Raw genomic sequence first — 18,140 nt, 5'->3', positions numbered from 1 at the left:
CAGGCTTTCAGACCTAACTATACGGGTCTGAGGTCTGTTTTTTCTGTTTGGCATATAGTAATTACTGCAAATAAATTGTAAAATAAAGCCGTATTTCAAATTTAAATAGAATGCTTTATTTTATTTATATAGATTTATTATGAAAGAGGGAATGGGAGCATGGCAATCGACCCCGCTGCAGCAAGCGGAACCGGGCAACTGAAATGGGTTGATCTGAGGAGTTCAAGCATGAAGGGCGGAAGCGGCAAGGTTTCATCCGGAGTAACAGGTTCTTCGGCAGCGGAATTCGCGGCTTTACTACAGCAGGCGGCCCTGCAATCCGCAACCGGCGGCAGCAGCGGAAGCACTTTAACCTCACTCACGGATGCTTCTTCACTAAGTAATCTGCTCTGGCAGCAGCTTGGTGGAACAGCTGAAACGTATGACGGCATTTCCGGGGAAATAACGCACACGGTGCCGACAGATTACGAAGAGCTGATCCAGACGGCCAGCGCGAAATATGGCGTTCCTGTTGATTTGATCAAGGCTGTAATTGATACGGAATCCTCGTTTAATCCTAATGTTGTTTCTTCTGCAGGGGCCAAAGGGCTGATGCAATTAATGGATGGAACGGCGAACGGTCTGGGTGTCTCCGATCCCTTTGACCCGGCCCAGAGCATTGACGGAGGCGTACGCTACCTTTCTTACCAGCTCAAACGTTACAATGGCGAGGAGAATATGGCACTGGCCGCTTATAATGCCGGACCAGGCCGCGTTAATAAGCTTGGCGTCAGCAACGATGCCGAACTGATGGCTAATCTCTCAGAGCTTCCGAAGGAAACTCAGGCCTATATTGCCAAAATAGAACGCGCCCGCGCGCAATACGCGTTATAATATAAAGGATCAAACGGAATCTGCATCCAGCCGCTCCGGCGGCAGCAGCCCGTTTGATCCTTTTTGCAACATATAAATAAAGAATGAATTTTGCTATACTTATTCTTTCTTGCTGAAAGGCTACCATCCAATAAAGGACGGCGTAGCTGTATATGCTTGGCAGAATGGGAATGCTGAAACGATAAGCAAAGGAGAACGCCGATATATGCTGTATTGGGATTATGCCGCTGCTGCTCCGCCGTATGAGGAGGTAGTGCAGACTATGGAACAAGTCATGAGGCAGCACTTTGCCAATCCCTCATCTCTGCACCGTGCGGGGGCGGAGGCGGACAAGCTGATCAAGCGTGCGCGGGAAGTGTGTGCGGCAGCGCTTGGCGTGCAGCCGCAGGAGATAGTGTTTACCTCTGGAGCTACTGAGAGCAATAACCTGGCAATCAAAGGGGCGGCGCTGCAATATCAGGGCAGAGGCCGACATATAATAACTACCGAGCTGGAGCATCCTTCAGTCTATGAGAGCTGTCTTCAGCTGCAGCAGCTTGGCTGGGAGATTACCTTTATTGCACCGGACAGCTCCGGAGTCGTCGAACCCTCGCGGGTTGCAGCTGCGGTCCGGCCGGATACCGTACTGGTCAGTGTAATGCATGTGAATAATGAGATTGGCACGGTGCAGCCGCTGCGTGAGATCGGACGGCAGGTCAAGGCGGTGAACCGCCGGACACTGTTTCATGTCGATGGGGTGCAGGGCTATGGCAAGCTGGAGACCCGGCTGAAGGAATGGCAGGCGGATCTGTACAGCTTGTCAGCGCACAAAATCCGCGGCCCGCGCGGAACAGGAATCCTGTATGTACGGGAAGGCGTAACCTTGTTCCCTCTGCTTACCGGAGGTTCACAGGAGATGGGCAACCGCGCCGGAACAGAGAATGTGCCGAATATTGTAGCCACAGCTAAGGCGGTGCGCATGAGCGGCGAACGGCGGCAGGAATTCACCCGCCGGATTACGCCGCTAAAAAAACAGCTGGAGGATTATATATCCGGAATTCCGGAGCTTGTGCTGAACAGCAGCGGAGATGGGGCGCCTCATATTGTCCATTTCTCTTACCCCGGAATGAAGGGGGAGGTTATGGCCAGGAAGCTGGAGGAACTGGGAATGGCTGTTGCCACCCGCTCCGCCTGTTCGTCACGGCTGGCCGAACCGAGCCGGGTGCTGCTGTCCATCGGGAGAGACCGGGCTGCTGCGCTTGGCGGCATCCGTATCAGTCTGGGTGACAGCCATACGAAGCAGGAGGTGCAGCAGCTGGAGCAGGCGCTGCTTGCCGCTGTCCAGTCTTTGAAGATTGCTGAAGGAGGCGTGAAATAACAAATGACAATTATAGAGTCAGACCACGGAGCAAACGCTGCGGGGATTGGAAGCAGCATTGAATATGCGGATATGCTTCTGCTGCGCTTTGGAGAATTTATCTTAAAAGGAAAAAACCGCAGCCGGTTCGAAAAAACAGTGCTCCGTCATGTGAAGGAGATGGTTAAACCCTATCCCGGTGTGGTGCTCAGCAAAGAATTCGGGCGGATATATGTCGAACTGAACGGTGAGCCGGCGGGAGAGTTAACGGATGCACTGAAGAATGTATTCGGCATTGCTTCAATTAGCCCGGTGAAGGTGTCCCGGTCGGAATTTGAAGAGATTCTTGCAGCCAGCAGGACATTCCTGAATATTATTGCCCCGGCAGCAGGAACGACCTTCAAGGTTAGCGCCCGCCGGGTATGGAAGGGATTTCCATATGGCTCCATTGAGATGGGCAAGCTTATTGCCACTCCTCTGCTGCAGGGATATCCCGGGCTGCTTGTGGATGTGAAATCTCCGCAGATGGAGCTGAGAATTGAGATTCGTGAAGGGCATACCTATATTTTCTGCGAGAATATTGCCGGTGTCGGCGGGTTCCCGCTCGGTACGAACGGCAAAGCAATGCTGCTGCTGTCCGGCGGCATTGACAGCCCGGTTGCGGGCTGGTCATCCATGCGCAGAGGACTTGAAGTGGAATGTGTCCATTTCTACAGCTACCCGTATACCAGCGAGCTTGCCCGTCAGAAGGTTGTAGATCTGACGCGGGTACTGTCGCGTTATGCCGGAGTGATCAAGCTCCACCTGGTTCCGTTCACGGAGGTCCAGACCTCCTTTACCGGAATTGGCCAGGATAATCTGATTATTACACTAATGCGCCGGGCCATGCTGCGGATTGCCACCGCTCTCGCTGAACGCGAAGGGGCGCTGGCCCTGATCACCGGTGACAGTCTGGGGCAGGTCGCCAGCCAGACGCTGCCAAGCATGAATGTCATTGGCCGTGCCACTGAGCTGCCGCTGCTGCGTCCGCTGGTGATGATGGATAAGAGTGAGATTGTCGGAATCTCCCAGAGTATCGGCACCTATGACTTGTCCATCCTTCCTTATGAAGATTGCTGTACGCTGTTCGTGCCCAAGTCGCCGACGACGAATCCGAACATGCGGATTGTGGACAAGATTGAAGCCACGCTGCCCGGGTACCAGACACTCCTGGAAGCGGCGGTTGCCGGAACAGAGACGGTATCGATTACACCATACGGTGATGAGAAGCCGAGCGATGTGATCCCTGTACAGGCAGGTTTACAGGAAGAATGGTTCTAGAATAGCTGAAGAAGAGGTGCCCTGCAGCCGGTAATACTGGTTGGCCGGGGCACCTCTTTCTGATATATGGCGATATATGCATTACCGGGTAGAATTGCCGCTATGCGGAATTCTGCCCTGTGCGCGGTGGCGCTGCCAGAGGCCGGCGGCAAGGATGCCTGCAATCACCAGAGCAATAAACAGATAGTGGAGCAGCGGCTGCTGTTCGAAGAAGGGGGCAATCCGCTTCTCACTGGTAATCATACTTGCGGCCGTGAACCCAAGCACGGCTGAGCCGATATAGATAATCCAGGAATATCTGTTGATCAGCTTGATGAACAGCGTGCTGCCCCAGACCACAATCGGCACACTGATCAGCAGCCCGAGCACCACAAGCGTAATATTGTGTTTGGCTGCCCCGGCGATCGCGATAACATTATCCAGCCCCATCGCCGCATCTGCGACAATGATCGTCCGTACGGCCGACCACAGTGTTCCTCCGGCCTGTATGTCCGTGTCCTCCGTATTCCCCCCTGTCAGCAGCCTGTAGGCGATCATAATAAGCAGCAGTCCGCCGAATAGCAGCAGCCAGGGCACTTTGAGCAGCCACACGACAAGGATCGTCGCGATAATCCGCAGTACCACGGCGCCCCCTGTGCCCAGCAGAATTGCCTTCTTCTGCGAACTTCCCTGCAGGTTCCGCGCGGCCAGGCCGATCACTATGGCATTATCACCGGCCAGAATCAGATCGAGGAAGACAATATTCAGCAGGGATAGTATGAAATCCGTAACGGATGGATTCAATAGGGGTCACTCCTCGAATTTGTTTGGAAGATATACGGGCTTTTTTGACATACGGCAGGCAGGCTATAATTTTGTATACGCTGGAACAGCCCCGCTCATGCGTAGTTTCTAAAAAAGCAGGACAGGATGCATAGCTTGTCACCCTGAGGCATACATGTATTTACATGGAGTTCAGGGAGGTTGAAAAGAATGGATTCTTTATTACTGCTGGGTGAAATACTGATGATCAATCTGGTGCTGAGCGGAGACAACGCGATGGTCATTGCGATGGCCAGCAAGAATCTCCCGGAGAAGCACCGCAGGCAAGCGGTATGGTGGGGAGCTGCAGGGGCAGTGGGTCTGCGCTGCATCCTGACTTTTGCCGCAGTGCTGCTGCTCAAAATTCCTTATATTGAAGCCGGAGGCGCGATACTGCTGCTCTGGATCTCCTTTAAGCTGCTGCTGGAGGAGGAGGGGGAACTTAAGATTGAGGGGAGCTCCAGTGTATGGAAGTCGGTACGCACCATTCTGCTCGCCGATTTCATCATGAGTCTGGACAATGTGCTGGCGATTGCAGGCTTGGCCAAAGGAGATCTGGCACTCATCGTAATCGGGATTGCCATCAGCATTCCGATTGTGGTCTGGGGAAGCGGCATCATCGTGGGCTGGCTGCACCGTTTCCCGGTGCTGGTCTTCATCGGAGCCTATATTCTGGCGTATACGGCCGGTAATATGCTGCTGCAGGATGCTAAATTTGGTGCGGTCATTTCCTTCATGCTGCCTACATTCCACTCCATGCTGCCGATGGTGCTGGGGATTCTTGTCGTAGTAACAGGTATGCTTAAGCGGAGGATGGTATCTGCAGGATAAGAAGCGGCAATACTAGAGGCTGTGCCAAAAGCTGGAAAGCTTTGGTGCAGCTTTTTTGTGCAATTCCCCCGAATACACGAAGAATGATGGTGTTTTAATTATTTTTCAGATAAAATATAAAATGACGAGGGTCAGAGAAAAGACGCGAATTTTGAAGGGATGGGTGAAAGATGTCTTCCAAAAACGACATGAAACTGGGTGTGTTCATCGCCGCCGCCGGCATTGTGATTCTGTTCGGGAAGCTGGGGGTGTTCGGATTTCTTGGACATGCCTTGTGGCCGCTCGTAATTCTGGTTCCGGGCCTGTTCCTGCATGTGCTCTTCTTCACCCGCCGTGCTTCTGCATCTGTATTGATACCTGCGGGCATATTAACGGTATACGGTCTGCTATTTGGACTATGCAATACATGGGGCTGGGACCTGATGAGGCATTTGTGGCCTATCCTGCTGCTGGGCATTGCGGTCGGACTTTATGAATATTCGCTTTATTCTTCTGCCAGAAGCAGAGGACTGACAACAACCGCTGTTATCCTTGGGCTGCTAAGCATTGTGTTGTTCATCTTCACCCTGCTCGGGACCGGAGCCTTGTATCTGCTGGGTGCCGTTCTGGTTGCCGCAGGCCTCTGGCTGATGCTGGGCCGGGGCAGACCGGGCGGGCGCAAGAAGTGGAACGGCGGCTGGTAAGACAGCCAGGCAAGCGGCACAGATTGAGGGAATAGACACCGCTGCATTTGACGTAAGGCAAAATTAGAAAAATTAAACGAAGTTGGTAACGTTTTTTTCAGAAAAAGACTTGCTTTTCATGGTGCTTTCACGATACTATTAAGGATATGTTGGAGCGTCGGGTTTCTGCCTGGCGCTTCTTTTGTGAGACTGCCGTGACATGCTATAAATTTAAACATTTTTAATTTGATAAATGAGAGGATTTGGATACAAATCATGCATTCAAGAAAAGATATTCGCAATATTGCGATCATTGCCCACGTTGACCATGGTAAAACAACACTCGTCGATCAGCTTCTCCAGCAATCAGGGATTTTCAGCGCGCACGAGCACTTGCAGGAACGGGCCATGGACTCTAACGACCTGGAGCGGGAACGCGGAATCACTATCCTAGCCAAAAATACAGCAATTACCTATAAAGAGTTCCTGATCAACATCGTAGATACCCCTGGACACGCCGATTTCGGCGGTGAAGTAGAACGTATCATGAAGATGGTTGACGGCGTACTGCTGGTTGTGGATGCTTATGAAGGCTGCATGCCGCAGACTAAATTCGTTCTGCGCAAAGCACTGGAGCAGCACCTTACACCTATCGTTGTCGTGAACAAAATTGACCGTCCGGCTGCACGTCCGAAGGAAGTTATTGATGAAGTTCTGGATCTGTTCATTGAGCTTGAAGCCAGTGACGATCAGCTTGAATTCCCGGTTGTATATGCTTCTGCGCTTAACGGCACATCGAGCATGGACCCTGAGAAGCAGGATGAAACGATGCTTGCCCTTTACGAAACCATTGTTGAACATATCCCGGCTCCAACTGAAAAAGTTGAAGAGCCCCTGCAGTTCCTGGTAACTCTGATGGATTACAATGAATACCTTGGCCGTATCGCCATTGGCCGTGTTAACCGCGGTGTAATCAAGCAGGGCCAGTCCGTAACAGTTATCATGCGTGACGGCAAGAGCAAAACAGCGCGTATCGAGAAGCTGTTCGGTTTCCAGGGCCTGAAGCGTGTTGAGACAGAAGAAGCGGGTGCAGGCGACATCGTAGCAATTGCCGGTATCAAAGACATCAACATCGGTGAGACCATTGCCGATCCGCAGCATCCAGAAGCGCTGCCTGTTCTTAAGATCGACGAGCCTACAATGCAAATGACGTTCCTCGTGAACAACAGTCCGTTTGCCGGTAAAGAAGGCAAGTGGGTAACTTCCCGTAAGCTGCGCGAACGTCTGTTCAAAGAGCTGGAAACAGATGTCAGCTTGCGTGTAGATGAAACGGATTCCCCTGATGCATTTGTCGTATCCGGCCGTGGTGAGCTTCACCTGGGTATCCTGATCGAGAATATGCGCCGTGAAGGTTACGAAATGCAGGTTTCCAAGCCTGAAGTTATCGTCAAGGAAATCGACGGAGCCAAGATGGAGCCGCTTGAACGCCTGATGATTGATGTTCCGGAAGAAAGCATGGGCGCTGTTATGGAAAGTCTGGGAACACGCAAAGCAGAAATGGTCAACATGATCAATCATGGTACTGGCCAGGTTCGTCTGGAGTTCCTGATTCCTGCACGTGGCCTGATTGGTTACAACACCTACTTCCTGACCCTGACCCGCGGTTATGGCGTTATGAACCATGCGTTTGACAGCTATGCTCCACTGATTGGCGGACAGGTTGGCGGACGTCACCAAGGCGTACTCGTATCCAGTGAAACCGGCAATACGACTCTATATGGCATGATGGGCGTAGAAGACCGCGGTATTCTCTTCCTGGAACCAGGAACTGAAATTTATGAAGGCATGATCGTAGGTGAGCACACCCGCGATAATGACATCATTGTAAATATCTGCAAGGAAAAACAGCTGACCAACGTTCGTTCTGCAACGAAGGATGAGACTGTTAAAATGAAGACCCCGCGTATGTTCTCTCTGGAAGGCGCGCTTGAATACCTGAATGATGATGAATATTGCGAAATTACACCTAAATCCGTTCGTCTGCGCAAAAAGATCCTGAACAAGGGTGAGCGCGAACGTGTAGAAAAGCAGCGTAAAGCGGCGCAAGCCAGCCAAGCGTAAGCTGTCACCCATTCAAGCCGCCGGATGAAGAATCCGGCGGCTTTTCTTGTTTATTTTCCCGGACAGAAGACCGTTCAAATTGCAGGGATTAAAAGCAGTATAAAAACGCTGAGGATGATATAATGTAAACGATACTTATATCCGGGAGGAGTGACGAGCTGTGCAGAGCTGGTTCGCTGAGCATCCAATTGTCGCTTACATTGTCATCTTTATTCTACTGACTTATGTGTATAACCGTGTATTTCGCGTCAACCAGAAGCTGCCCATCGGCAAAGAGATCGTACTTTATATTATGATGGCTATAGGCTCGGGGATGCTGCTCATCTTCCAGCATGACAAGCTTCCGATCATCCAGTGCCTGCTGGTGGCGGTAGGGTTAATGCTGCTCGTGCGGGTCCGCTACCTGGTAGAGGCCCGGCAGAAGCGGAAAGCTGCAGCTGCGGCGAAACGGCACTAGGCGCAACTTTTAGTGCTCAGGATCGTCTAAGTTATTATAAAGTTATCTAATTCTACCTGAATGAAAAGGACCTAATTCAATTATGAATACAAGCAAGGGCAGTCTGCCACCCAGATCGAACGGCCAGCAAGGAACCAACAGACAGCAGTCCAGACCCGCTGCCTCGACCAAATCAAAGAAATCAACCAACTCAACCAAATCTAATAAGAAGAAGCCTAAGAAACGCGGGTTTTTCGCCAAGCTGATGAGACTGCTCCTGATCATCCTCCTGGTTGCCGTAATTGCGGCTCTGGGCTACGCAGGGTACTTGTACTGGAAGTTTGATCAGGGAGGGTTCGGAGTGGACCAGCCGGTTCAGGCCGGGCAATCCGCTTCAGAGAAGCCGCTGACGATGCTGCTGCTAGGCACTGACAACCGTCCGAAGCACCCGTCCAATCTGACGGATGTGATTATGGTTGCGGCGTTGAACCCGGAGACCCAATCGGCGACCGTAGTCTCACTGCCGCGCGACACTTACGTAGAGCTTAGCGGCTATAAGAAAACGAAAATCAATGCGTTCTACTCCCGCTTCAAGAGCAAGGAGAAGACCTCCGGGATTCTGGCCGGGGATGAAATGAAGACCATGATGAGCAAATATCTCGATATTCAGGTCGATTATGTCACTGTGCTTGATTTCCAGGGCTTCCGGGATATCGTGGATGAATTCGGCGGTGTAGATGTCAATATCAGCGAGAATATGTGCTACACGGACAGTGTGGACGGAACCGATATTAATCTCAAGAAAGGCCAAGCCCAGCTAAACGGGGATAAGGCGCTTGATTATGTACGTTACCGTAAATCCAATTGCAGTCCGGCAACGAAGCCTTCCGATGATTTTGACCGCAATAAACGCCAGAATGAAGTTCTTAATTCGCTGATCGCGCAGATGCAGTCACTCGGCGGGGTGCTCAAAATCGGCAAGGTGCTGGATGCCGTGGACGATAATCTGGCAAGCGATATTGAGAATGCGCAGATCAAGAGCATGATAGCGACTTACTGGAATATATCTAAGGAGAATGTAGAATTTGTGCCGGTGACAGGAACCTGGCGCAGTCCCTATGTATATATTGACGATAAGGAGCTGGACGCAGCCAAGCAAAGCCTTCAGGACCAGATATCCGGCCTCTCCGGTGCCGCTGCTTCTGCGGCCGCAGACAGTCCATAAGGAAAAGAATCTACAAATTGAATGCAAGTTTCATCCTGTGCTATAATATAATAAATTGAATGCACTCACGCCGCATAGGGGGCCTGTACTTATGTCCGAAGCCGTTGCTCAGCTGGGCGAAACACTGCTAGCTATGCTGCAGTCGGAAACCTTTGTTCTTCTAAACACTGTGGATGCTGAATCAGGTGGTCCTACATCTACTGCGATTTCCTGGATCTATGCAGTGAGCCCTTCTATTGTGCGCTTATCGGTAGATCACCGTTCGAGACTTGTGAACAACATGAAGGTCAACCCGCTGGTAACTATTACTGTGTTTGGTGAGGGAACGGTTCATGCCATCAACGGCCGTGCTTCTGTGAAGCAGGACCCGCTGCCGGATGTTCCTTTTAAGATGTGTTGTTTTGATGTTGAGATTGAAGCGGTCCGCAATGCGCTGTTCTATGGTGCTCATCTGGAATCTGCTCCGAAATATGCGAAGGTATACGATGCGCGTGCGGCTGAGAAGCTGGACGGACAAGTATTTGCCGCCATGCAAAAAGCCTAGTGTGCCATCACTAGGCTTTTTTTGTCTCCAGATCCTGTGCTTTGTACAGGAATGTGCAAGCTTATTGTCCGTTGCCTTGCGGTTTGGTATCCTCCGGCAGCTGCGGGATGATCCGGCCGATAATGTCGGCCATTTCTGAGGCAAAGCCGGATACCGGGTTTCCTTTGGTAATATGCTTTCCCATCTCGGCTAACCTGCTGGTGAGGTCCATGTCGGCAGTAACGAGCGTTCTTACACCCCTCGGGTCTTTGCGGATAGCTTCCGCTACCGTGTATTTCACGCTTCCGACCCGTGAGCGGGTAAGCGATCCGTCGACATCAATGCCGACAACGGCAATGTTGTTCATTACGACACAGTGGGCTCCGTTTACACCGGGAACTCTTTTGGCTAACTGTTCAAAATGATCCTTAAGTGCAACATCGCTTTCGCCCTTAACGTCAGAAGGTTGTCCGTTCTCTGGTGTAGGTTCAAGGGCTGTACCATCTTCGGACAATGTCCGTACTCCGCGATTCCCCTGGCTGCTCAAGGCCTTTGACGATTGTTTATCCTGAGGAGAGGGTGATGTCTCTTTATTAGCGATACCGCAGCTTGTCAGCAGCAGCAGTACCAGCAACAGACACATTGATTTTCTCATATGTGCTTACTCCTTTCAGCCATAATTCAGTGGTTTACCTTATCTTGCCCTTGCTGAAAAGAGTTATGTATGATCAATCAAACCAGGCGCTGTGGAGGGGATAACATGAAAAAGATATTCGTACTAGACACTAACGTGCTACTGCACGACCCCAATTCGATTTTTGCTTTCAAGGCGAATGAAGTTGTCATTCCTGCTGTAGTCCTGGAAGAAATCGACTCCAAGAAGCGTAATGCCGATGAAATCGGCCGCAACGCCCGCACCGTGTCACGCTTGTTAGACGGACTCCGGGAACTGGGCCACCTGCACAGCGGTGTGGTACTGGAACATGGAGGCACGCTGAAGGTAGAGCTTAACCACCGCAGCTTCGTAAAGGTACAGGAAATGTTCGGGGAGGTCTCGAACGATAACCGCATATTGGCTGTTGCCCTCAATTATCTCCATGAGGAGAATGAAAAGGCTGATCCCAGTCCTGTGGTACTCGTAAGTAAAGATGTACTCGTCCGCATCAAAGCGGATGTGCTTGGCATAACACCGGAGGATTATTTATCCGACCGCACCGGAGATTTGAATGAGCTGTACTCCGGCTGCCAGTCGCTGATGGTGCATCCTTCGCTGATCGATGAATATTATAGTCACCGTTTCTTGTCCATCAAACAGCTGTCGTTGTCCTACCCGCTCTACCCTCATGAATTTGTCATTCTGAAGGATGAGATTGGCAGCGGCAAATCGGCCCTGCTCAAGGTGAACAGCGATGCCAGCCGGCTCGAACCGCTGTACCTCGGCAATGATGCGGTGTGGGGCATCAGCGCCCGGAATGCCCAGCAGCGGATGGCGCTTGAGCTGCTGCTGAATGATGATATTCCGCTGGTGACCATTACCGGTAAAGCGGGTACGGGGAAGACGCTGCTGGCGCTTGCCGCCGGACTGTTCAAGGTGGAGGACGAACATAAATACAAGAAGCTGCTGATCGCCCGTCCAGTGGTCCCGATGGGTAAGGATATCGGGTATTTACCCGGTGAGAAGGACGAGAAGCTCCGTCCATGGATGCAGCCGATCTATGATAACCTCGAATTCCTGTTCGATACCAAAAAAGCCGGAGATATTGATAAAATATTGATGGGCCTGGGCAGCATCCAGGTAGAGGCGCTCACTTATATCCGCGGACGTTCCATTCCGTCGCAGTTCATCATCATCGATGAGGCGCAGAACCTGTCCCGGCATGAAGTGAAGACGATTGTCTCCCGCGCCGGTGAAGGCAGTAAGGTGATTCTGATGGGAGATCCGGAGCAAATCGACCATCCTTATCTGGATGCCGCGAGCAACGGGCTCAGCTATATCGTTGAGAAATTTAAGCAGCAGGGCATCAGCGGCCATATTACCCTTGAAAAGGGTGAGCGTTCGCATCTGGCTCAGCTGGCCGCAGATTTGCTGTAGCCTTTAGGCTCTTCGCAGCCTGGCATAATGGGCTTCAGCCCGCAAGCTTAACTGGCAGCACCCGCTCTTCAATCGGCAGCCCGCCGGTTGATTGGCACAGTCACGGCCGGGAGATGACCACTCCCGGCTTTTGTCTGCCCGCCCCCGGAACGGCAGGAGGGGATCTCTGAGATAGCTGGAGCGGAAAGGCGATAGCACCGGAGGGGAATTTTGGAACTGGAGGAGCGGGAGCGTCCGCCTTTGTCTCCGGATTTCAACCGCGCACAGCGGTTCAATCGAAGAAATCTGGAGGCAACAGCGGCCGGAAGTCCAAATATTCACCGCAGGTGCGAATACCGCCTAACCGGCGACCGGTTCATCAGACTCACCCCCTCATGCCGTTCACACCTATATAATAGAAAGAGAACGTTTTCACAAACGCAGACAAGCACGTATATGTCTGCTAAAATGAGGAAGACGAGGATCACGGGAGGAGAGAGAAGCACGTGCTGAGACGCAAAAACTATTGGCTGCTGTTTGCTGTTCTGCTGCTGTCGCTGACAAGCCTGTCGCCCAGCATGGAGCTGGATACAGACGAGGGAAGCTATCCGCCCAGACAGCCGCTGGACCAATCGGAGCGCCCTCCTTCAGGTGAGCTTGGGGACGAGCAGAGCTTGACCATCCGCGTATCGCTCAGCAGTTTGGAATTTGGCGTACTGCAGCGGATCAGCAACAATTACAGCCTGTCGAGCGGGGTCAGCGTTCAACTGACCAATGTGGACACTGAAGAAGATGGAGCCTCTCAGGTACGGGAGGAACTGACGGTTGGGGATAGTCCGGATATTGTAATGCTGGACGGCCACAGTATTTTTGATCTGGCTTCCCGGGGATATTTGCTGCCTGTGGATATATACCAGAGTGTTCCCGGGAGCACCCCTCTTACCATGCTGATCCCGCAAATGCAGTGGAACGGATACGACTGGGGCGTTCCGCTCGATATCGATCCCTATGTAATGGTATATTCTCCGCAGCGGCTTGCGGAATGGGGGCTGTCCGGGGCACCGTCAAGTCTGGAAGAATGGAGCGGACTGCTGAGCCGGCTGAACGGGGAGGAGACGAAGGAACATTATTTGCTGGCAATGGATACTCGGAACCCTTATGGTTATGCAGCTGTACTTCAGAGCATGGGAGGCGGACTGCTGTCTATGAGTGAAGCGCAAGCGGCTTGGACGGAAGCTGCCCGCGGATATTTTTATCTGACCAGCCGGTTTAATCAGGATATCTGGAATATGCTGCAGGATGGCAAGCTTGCGGTGGCCGTAGTGCCGCTCTCCGAATGGAGAAAATATGGAAACTCCACGCTGGCGGTCCAAGCGCCGCTGGAACAGACGGGCCACAACATCTACGAGGCAATCCAAAGTCGCTTTTTTGCGCTCCCGGCACAATCCGGCAGCCCGGAGGCAGCGGTCAAGTGGCTTGCTTATGTGACCTCGAGCTCGGCTCAGCTGGAATGGCTGGAGAATACAGACCATCTGCCTGCACTGGATGAGCTGTACCGCTCTGGATTGCCTGAAATCTCCCGGCTACCGTTCGACTCCGGATTATTCCTCACCGATGATAATGCCCCCGAGTCAGACTCTGAGGGCGAGTGGAGCCGCAAGGCTGAAGCGGCAATGCTGCTCATGACCGGCAAGCTGGATGCTGCAGGATATCAAGCAGCGGCCGCAGCCTCAGAATGAGAGGGACAGCTTGACATGGAGCACGCCGTCCGAGCTGGATACTTCTGTGGCATGCAGGAATGAGACGATTTTTGACGGATAGAAGCCCAGATCGAACTCTTCCTCCAGCGCCTGACGGGTAGTATCCGGCAGCTCCAGTCCATTGAAGACCACATGGTCCACATGGAACATTAATCCGTTGACCGGTTCCTCCTGAATGGTGTAATGACCGGTCAATGTCAGTGACAGTCCGCCGCTTTTCCCCGTGGCTGTAATCTCGTTATTCTTGAAATGAAAAGCGAAATCCTTGAACAGCGTATTCTGCGTGACCAGGAATTCGTTCAAATCCTCTTCCTTCAGCGCAAGATTATAAGTCATCCCCTTACGGACCAGCACACCGTCCCGGTTCTGGACGAACTGCGGCAGATGCTTCATCGCCGAGGATAACGCCTTGAAATAAGTCTTAACCTCATGTATTCCGATATTCTCCCAATATTTACTGAATTCCTCCAGCAGTACCCCCATGCGCTCAGGATCTGTACTGGCCTGAATACCGCCCTCAATTTCTTCATTCAAAGCAAGCACACGCTTCTGCTGCTCCTGGAGCGCTGTTTTGAGCCCGGCGAGCTCATCAGAGCTGCGCTGTGCGGCCGCAATTGTTTTTTTCAAATCCTTGTATTGTGTTTCATACTGTGACAGCGTGTCCCGGTCCTGCCCCATAATAATCTCATAATAATCATAAAGAGCGAGTACTCTGCTGATGCTTTTGGCGGACAGTAAAGCTGCAAGCAATCCGTCGCGTTCCCCCATATAATAAGCCCGCACAACTGCGCCTGCGCGTTCCTGCTGATCTGCAATGGCCGTTTGTTTGGCGGCAGACTGCCGGGTCAGCGTGGCGACTTCACTTTCAAGTGCTTGTTGTTCTGCCGTAATCCGGACAATCTCCCGTTCAATCTCCGCTGAGGACAGAGTCTGTTCGAGCAGCTTGCGGGTTTCTTCATTATCCGGAACGGCAGGTGCTGAAGCACTGAGGCCGGAACCTGGGCCGGCGGACAGATATACCGGTGAAGCCAGCGGCAGAAGTGTGCAGGTGAGAAGGAGTAGAGCTGCAAATAACCGGCGTAAGGAACTGCGGAATAACACCACATCACCACCTTGAACAGAGTTGAGTAATAGGTATGTACTAATAATATGTTTCTGCCTGTTAAAATATCATACCCTGTTTCGGCATCCGGGAACTACATTCGGACAAACAAAATTACAGCGAAAACATATAAATTCCCATACAAAAAAAACGGAGTTGCTCCTTGAGATAAAGGAACACTATCCGTTTCAGTACTGTATATGCGTTACAGCGGCAGACCCATCTGAAAGACTGTCCAATAACTGAAGCCTGTAAAGGTCAGGATCATATAACCCCAGAAGAGCAGAATGTAGGTCTTTTCCGTGAATTTCATGTAGCCGAGGATCACAAAAAAAGCGGTTTGTAAAAAGAATAGCAGGGCCATTTCCGTAAGATCACCGGCGAAAGCCATAAGTCCGATAACGAGTGTGAAAAATCCCAATACGCGAAACATGCGGTCCAAGAGAGAGTCCCCCTTCCAGTATGAATCCGGATACTGCTGCTTATTTATCATTATAACGGCTCTGCAAAACACTGTAAACGAATTCATTGAAAAAAAAGGCAGGAAATCATAATATTTATGATTTTTATAATTGACACAAGCTTTTCTCTTGGAATTTAAGAATTTATAGCATTGTAAGTATGATGTTCAGCCAAAATGGCAATACAATTTAGTATCAAATAGATTCTATGAACTCTAATAGAGGCATAGAAATGGAGTAAGCAGCTTTTATCCTTATTCACTACCCGGCAAGAGCTGCCGGTTCTGAAGATGGTTATTTCATGATGTTGTTAGGAGGGTTAGGCTTTATGACAGCCGTTAGACAGGATGCTTGGAGTGCGGAAGATGATCTGATATTGGCAGAAATAACGCTGCGTCATATCCGTGAGGGCAGCACACAGCTTGCTGCTTTTGAAGAGGTGGGTGAAAAAATCGGCAGAACCTCGGCTGCCTGCGGTTTCCGCTGGAACAGTTGCGTACGCAAAAGTTACGAGGATGCTATCGGGATTGCTAAAGGCCAGCGTCAGAAACGAAGTTATTTGAAGAAACAGCCGGCTTCCAGAGGTGCGCAGGTAGCGGGACTGATTCTTGGAGACATTGAAGAGGACTACGGACGAAGCGAAGGGTTAAGCGAGAACAGCTTATCGATTGATGCGGTAATCCGGTTTCTGAGACAATGGAAAGGCACGTTCCAGGAGGCTGGGCGGCAGCTGAAGATGCTGGAGCGGGATTTGCGAGAGAAGGAAGATGAACTGACGGAGCTGAGAGCAGAGAATGAACGCTTATCCAAGGAGGTCAATCTAGCCCAGAGCGATTACCGTGTAGTCAATGATGACTACAAAGCGCTGATCCAGATTATGGACCGGGCCCGCAGACTCGCATTTCTAAATGAAGAAGAAGAGGAAAAAACCCGCTTCAAAATGGACGCGAATGGAAACCTGGAACGGATCGAATAGAACATGAATCCCGCAAATCCTGCATCCCAGTGCCTCACGGCACCGGCATTGCAGGATTTTTTGTGTTTTGCTTTGAGCGGAGGTGCAGGATATAATTAGGAAAATTACCGGGCGGCAGGAGGATGTGTTTGCATGAAAATTGATATTATAGGGGCGGGGGCGCTCGGGCTCCTGCTTGCCGGCAAGCTCATTAGTGCGGGGAGTGAGGTCAGACTGTGGTGCCGGAGTGAGCAGCAGTGCAGAGAATTAGCAAGCAGCGGTCTAACGGTCAGCTATGAGGACGGCGGGGAGGCGATATCCGTTAAGGGTGACCGCTTCTCGGCCGAACCGGTGAGTAAGTATACGCAGCGGCAGCTGGCTGATCCGGGAGAGGTGACATTGCTAACCGTCAAACAAACGGTGCTGCATCATGAGCTTCCGGAGATTCTGCGGCCGCTTCATGACCGGAATCTTACAATGATATGTTTCCAGAACGGCTGCGGACATATAGAGCTGCTGCAGGAGCTGCTGCCGGAATCCTCCCTCTGGGTGGCGGTAACCACTGAGGCTGCCAAGAGGAAAACATTAACAGAGGTTATTCATGCAGGTAAAGGGGAAATCTGTATAGGGAAAAGCAGTCAATCTCTACGTCAAAATGAATCAAACGCACAGGATTGGGACCATGACAGCGTAATAAGTTTTACTGAGGCCCTTGCAGCAGCAGGATTCAACGCCTCTCTGTCGAAAGAAGTGGATACCATCATTTACCGGAAGCTCTTGATCAATGCTGTAATTAATCCTCTAACCGCAATATGGCGGGTCCCAAACGGCGGGCTGTTGGCTTCACCTGAGCGTGTACAGATCATGAAGGAACTGTACACAGAGGCCGTACAGACCTATGATGCCTGCGGGATTAACTATGAGAAGCATGTCTGGGAGGCCATTCTTGAAGTATGCCGGGCTACATCGGGCAATATTTCATCTATGCTGGCCGATGTGCTTGCTTCAAGGGAAACGGAAATCCGCTGGATTAACGGAAGCATTGTGAATATGGGGCAGCAGCAGGGGGCTCAAGTCCCGCTGCACCGCTGGATCTGCGGACTGGTAGAGGGCATGACTGTGAGGGAGAGGTGAGGCTGTTTGGAATTTTTGCGGAATTCGTTCGGCGTGTTAAGCGTTATTCCGATTGTTCCTTTTTTAATCGTTTATTTCGCGGGCATTGGTCTTAAGCAAGAGAAGAGAAAAACTTTTTTGCTGGCGATGGACGTGACTACATTATTTTTATTGCTGTCAGTTTCAGGATTATTCAATACGATCTTTCATTCGAATTTCGGGTTCTTTCTTATACTACTTATTGTATTAATATCCGCTGGACTGATTGGAGGCGCGCAAAACCGGCTCAAGGGATCGGTCGACGGAAAACGGTTACTACGGGCAGTTTGGCGACTTTCTTTCTTTTTTATGGGTGCCAGTTACGTACTATTTATGATTGTAGGCCTCATACGATACATATCACAAGCGATGTAATGTTCCACTGCTCCGGTGAAGCGTCAACGTCACAAAATTTTAAAGAATTAAAAAAAAGTCGTTTTCAGAAAATATTGCTCTAGATTTTTTTGACCACTGGTTGTATAATCATAAACCATATACCACATTCTATTTA

Annotated in this window: 18 protein-coding genes; 14 read left to right on the top strand and 4 right to left on the bottom strand. The window is 51.1% G+C overall.

Features of this window, described 5'->3' with window-relative positions:
* Positions 1-159: 159 nt before the first annotated feature.
* The 3 genes from NSU01_RS26990 to thiI all read left to right on the top strand — a co-directional run bounded on the left by NSU01_RS26990 (position 160) and on the right by thiI (position 3,529).
* Entirely contained in the window at positions 160-873 is a 714-nt protein-coding gene (locus NSU01_RS26990; protein ID WP_042139411.1) for a lytic transglycosylase domain-containing protein, read from the top strand.
* A 205-nt stretch (positions 874-1,078) separates the two neighbouring features.
* Complete coding sequence (locus NSU01_RS26985; protein ID WP_042139410.1) at positions 1,079-2,230, top strand: cysteine desulfurase family protein; 1,152 nt, start codon at positions 1,079-1,081, stop codon at positions 2,228-2,230.
* 3 nt (positions 2,231-2,233) lie between these two features.
* On the top strand, positions 2,234-3,529 hold the full coding sequence (gene thiI, locus NSU01_RS26980) for a tRNA uracil 4-sulfurtransferase ThiI (RefSeq protein ID WP_052422051.1): 1,296 nt from the start codon (positions 2,234-2,236) through the stop codon (positions 3,527-3,529).
* Between the two features lie 81 nt (positions 3,530-3,610).
* Here the strand turns inward: thiI and NSU01_RS26975 are convergent, their stop codons facing one another.
* The gene (locus tag NSU01_RS26975) at positions 3,611-4,312 is read right to left on the bottom strand and encodes a TerC family protein (RefSeq protein WP_039304177.1); all 702 of its coding nucleotides are present in this window, start codon (positions 4,310-4,312) and stop codon (positions 3,611-3,613) included.
* 189 nt (positions 4,313-4,501) lie between these two features.
* Between NSU01_RS26975 and NSU01_RS26970 the strand changes: the two genes are divergently transcribed.
* From NSU01_RS26970 to NSU01_RS26945, 6 genes are all read left to right on the top strand, one after another.
* Positions 4,502-5,161, top strand: coding sequence for a TerC family protein (locus tag NSU01_RS26970; protein ID WP_042139408.1), 660 nt, complete (start codon positions 4,502-4,504; stop codon positions 5,159-5,161).
* Positions 5,162-5,331: 170 nt separating this feature from the next.
* A complete protein-coding gene (locus NSU01_RS26965; RefSeq protein WP_076244067.1) occupies positions 5,332-5,844 on the top strand; it encodes a hypothetical protein in 513 nt (170 codons plus the stop codon).
* A 255-nt stretch (positions 5,845-6,099) separates the two neighbouring features.
* Positions 6,100-7,944, top strand: a complete 1,845-nt coding sequence (gene typA / locus NSU01_RS26960) for a translational GTPase TypA (RefSeq protein WP_039304185.1) — start codon at positions 6,100-6,102, stop codon at positions 7,942-7,944.
* A gap of 160 nt (positions 7,945-8,104) precedes the next feature.
* On the top strand, positions 8,105-8,401 hold the full coding sequence (locus tag NSU01_RS26955) for a YlaH-like family protein (RefSeq protein ID WP_042139406.1): 297 nt from the start codon (positions 8,105-8,107) through the stop codon (positions 8,399-8,401).
* A gap of 82 nt (positions 8,402-8,483) precedes the next feature.
* The gene (locus NSU01_RS26950) at positions 8,484-9,605 is read left to right on the top strand and encodes an LCP family protein (RefSeq protein ID WP_076244064.1); all 1,122 of its coding nucleotides are present in this window, start codon (positions 8,484-8,486) and stop codon (positions 9,603-9,605) included.
* A 91-nt stretch (positions 9,606-9,696) separates the two neighbouring features.
* A complete protein-coding gene (locus NSU01_RS26945; RefSeq protein WP_042139404.1) occupies positions 9,697-10,149 on the top strand; it encodes a pyridoxamine 5'-phosphate oxidase family protein in 453 nt (150 codons plus the stop codon).
* Between the two features lie 61 nt (positions 10,150-10,210).
* On the opposite strand, the gene NSU01_RS26940 is transcribed toward NSU01_RS26945, so the two are convergent.
* Complete coding sequence (locus tag NSU01_RS26940; RefSeq protein ID WP_076244062.1) at positions 10,211-10,783, bottom strand: YhcN/YlaJ family sporulation lipoprotein; 573 nt, start codon at positions 10,781-10,783, stop codon at positions 10,211-10,213.
* Between the two features lie 105 nt (positions 10,784-10,888).
* On the opposite strand from NSU01_RS26940, the gene NSU01_RS26935 reads away from it, so the two are divergent.
* Both NSU01_RS26935 and NSU01_RS26930 read left to right on the top strand, forming a co-directional pair.
* Positions 10,889-12,220 (top strand): PhoH family protein, encoded by a 1,332-nt coding sequence (locus NSU01_RS26935; protein WP_039304201.1) that lies wholly within the window; start codon positions 10,889-10,891, stop codon positions 12,218-12,220.
* A gap of 485 nt (positions 12,221-12,705) precedes the next feature.
* Positions 12,706-13,938, top strand: coding sequence for an extracellular solute-binding protein (locus NSU01_RS26930; RefSeq protein WP_076244057.1), 1,233 nt, complete (start codon positions 12,706-12,708; stop codon positions 13,936-13,938).
* On the opposite strand, the gene NSU01_RS26925 is transcribed toward NSU01_RS26930, so the two are convergent.
* Together NSU01_RS26925 and NSU01_RS26920 are read right to left on the bottom strand one after the other, a co-directional pair.
* Positions 13,930-15,060 (bottom strand): hypothetical protein, encoded by a 1,131-nt coding sequence (locus NSU01_RS26925; RefSeq protein WP_076244047.1) that lies wholly within the window; start codon positions 15,058-15,060, stop codon positions 13,930-13,932. The two genes, NSU01_RS26930 and NSU01_RS26925, sit on opposite strands and share 9 nt — an antisense overlap.
* Before the next feature lie 206 nt (positions 15,061-15,266).
* Positions 15,267-15,503, bottom strand: a complete 237-nt coding sequence (locus NSU01_RS26920) for a DUF2626 domain-containing protein (protein WP_039304209.1) — start codon at positions 15,501-15,503, stop codon at positions 15,267-15,269.
* A 347-nt stretch (positions 15,504-15,850) separates the two neighbouring features.
* Between NSU01_RS26920 and NSU01_RS26915 the strand changes: the two genes are divergently transcribed.
* From NSU01_RS26915 to NSU01_RS26905, 3 genes are all read left to right on the top strand, one after another.
* Positions 15,851-16,498 (top strand): RsfA family transcriptional regulator, encoded by a 648-nt coding sequence (locus tag NSU01_RS26915; protein WP_039304213.1) that lies wholly within the window; start codon positions 15,851-15,853, stop codon positions 16,496-16,498.
* A gap of 132 nt (positions 16,499-16,630) precedes the next feature.
* A complete protein-coding gene (locus NSU01_RS26910; protein WP_076244045.1) occupies positions 16,631-17,611 on the top strand; it encodes a 2-dehydropantoate 2-reductase in 981 nt (326 codons plus the stop codon).
* Positions 17,612-17,644: 33 nt separating this feature from the next.
* A complete protein-coding gene (locus NSU01_RS26905) occupies positions 17,645-18,004 on the top strand; it encodes a DUF3397 domain-containing protein (protein ID WP_305954203.1) in 360 nt (119 codons plus the stop codon).
* The last annotated feature ends 136 nt before the right edge of the window (positions 18,005-18,140 follow it).

Origin of the sequence: Paenibacillus sp. FSL H8-0259 (genome assembly GCF_037963255.1) — a bacterium.
In the GTDB taxonomy this organism is placed as follows: domain Bacteria; phylum Bacillota; class Bacilli; order Paenibacillales; family Paenibacillaceae; genus Paenibacillus_AQ; species Paenibacillus_AQ phytohabitans.
Note: the sequence above shows the minus strand (reverse complement) of the source record. Positions and strands in the feature narration are given on the sequence as shown.

Coding starts and splice junctions, on each gene's coding strand:
- NSU01_RS26990 (WP_042139411.1), top strand. CDS start 160: ATGGCAATCGACCCCGCTGCAGCAAGCGGAACCGGGCAACTGAAATGG.
- NSU01_RS26985 (WP_042139410.1), top strand. CDS start 1,079: ATGCTGTATTGGGATTATGCCGCTGCTGCTCCGCCGTATGAGGAGGTA.
- thiI (WP_052422051.1), top strand. CDS start 2,234: ATGACAATTATAGAGTCAGACCACGGAGCAAACGCTGCGGGGATTGGA.
- NSU01_RS26970 (WP_042139408.1), top strand. CDS start 4,502: ATGGATTCTTTATTACTGCTGGGTGAAATACTGATGATCAATCTGGTG.
- NSU01_RS26965 (WP_076244067.1), top strand. CDS start 5,332: ATGTCTTCCAAAAACGACATGAAACTGGGTGTGTTCATCGCCGCCGCC.
- typA (WP_039304185.1), top strand. CDS start 6,100: ATGCATTCAAGAAAAGATATTCGCAATATTGCGATCATTGCCCACGTT.
- NSU01_RS26950 (WP_076244064.1), top strand. CDS start 8,484: ATGAATACAAGCAAGGGCAGTCTGCCACCCAGATCGAACGGCCAGCAA.
- NSU01_RS26945 (WP_042139404.1), top strand. CDS start 9,697: ATGTCCGAAGCCGTTGCTCAGCTGGGCGAAACACTGCTAGCTATGCTG.
- NSU01_RS26940 (WP_076244062.1), bottom strand. CDS start 10,783: ATGAGAAAATCAATGTGTCTGTTGCTGGTACTGCTGCTGCTGACAAGC.
- NSU01_RS26935 (WP_039304201.1), top strand. CDS start 10,889: ATGAAAAAGATATTCGTACTAGACACTAACGTGCTACTGCACGACCCC.
- NSU01_RS26915 (WP_039304213.1), top strand. CDS start 15,851: ATGACAGCCGTTAGACAGGATGCTTGGAGTGCGGAAGATGATCTGATA.
- NSU01_RS26910 (WP_076244045.1), top strand. CDS start 16,631: ATGAAAATTGATATTATAGGGGCGGGGGCGCTCGGGCTCCTGCTTGCC.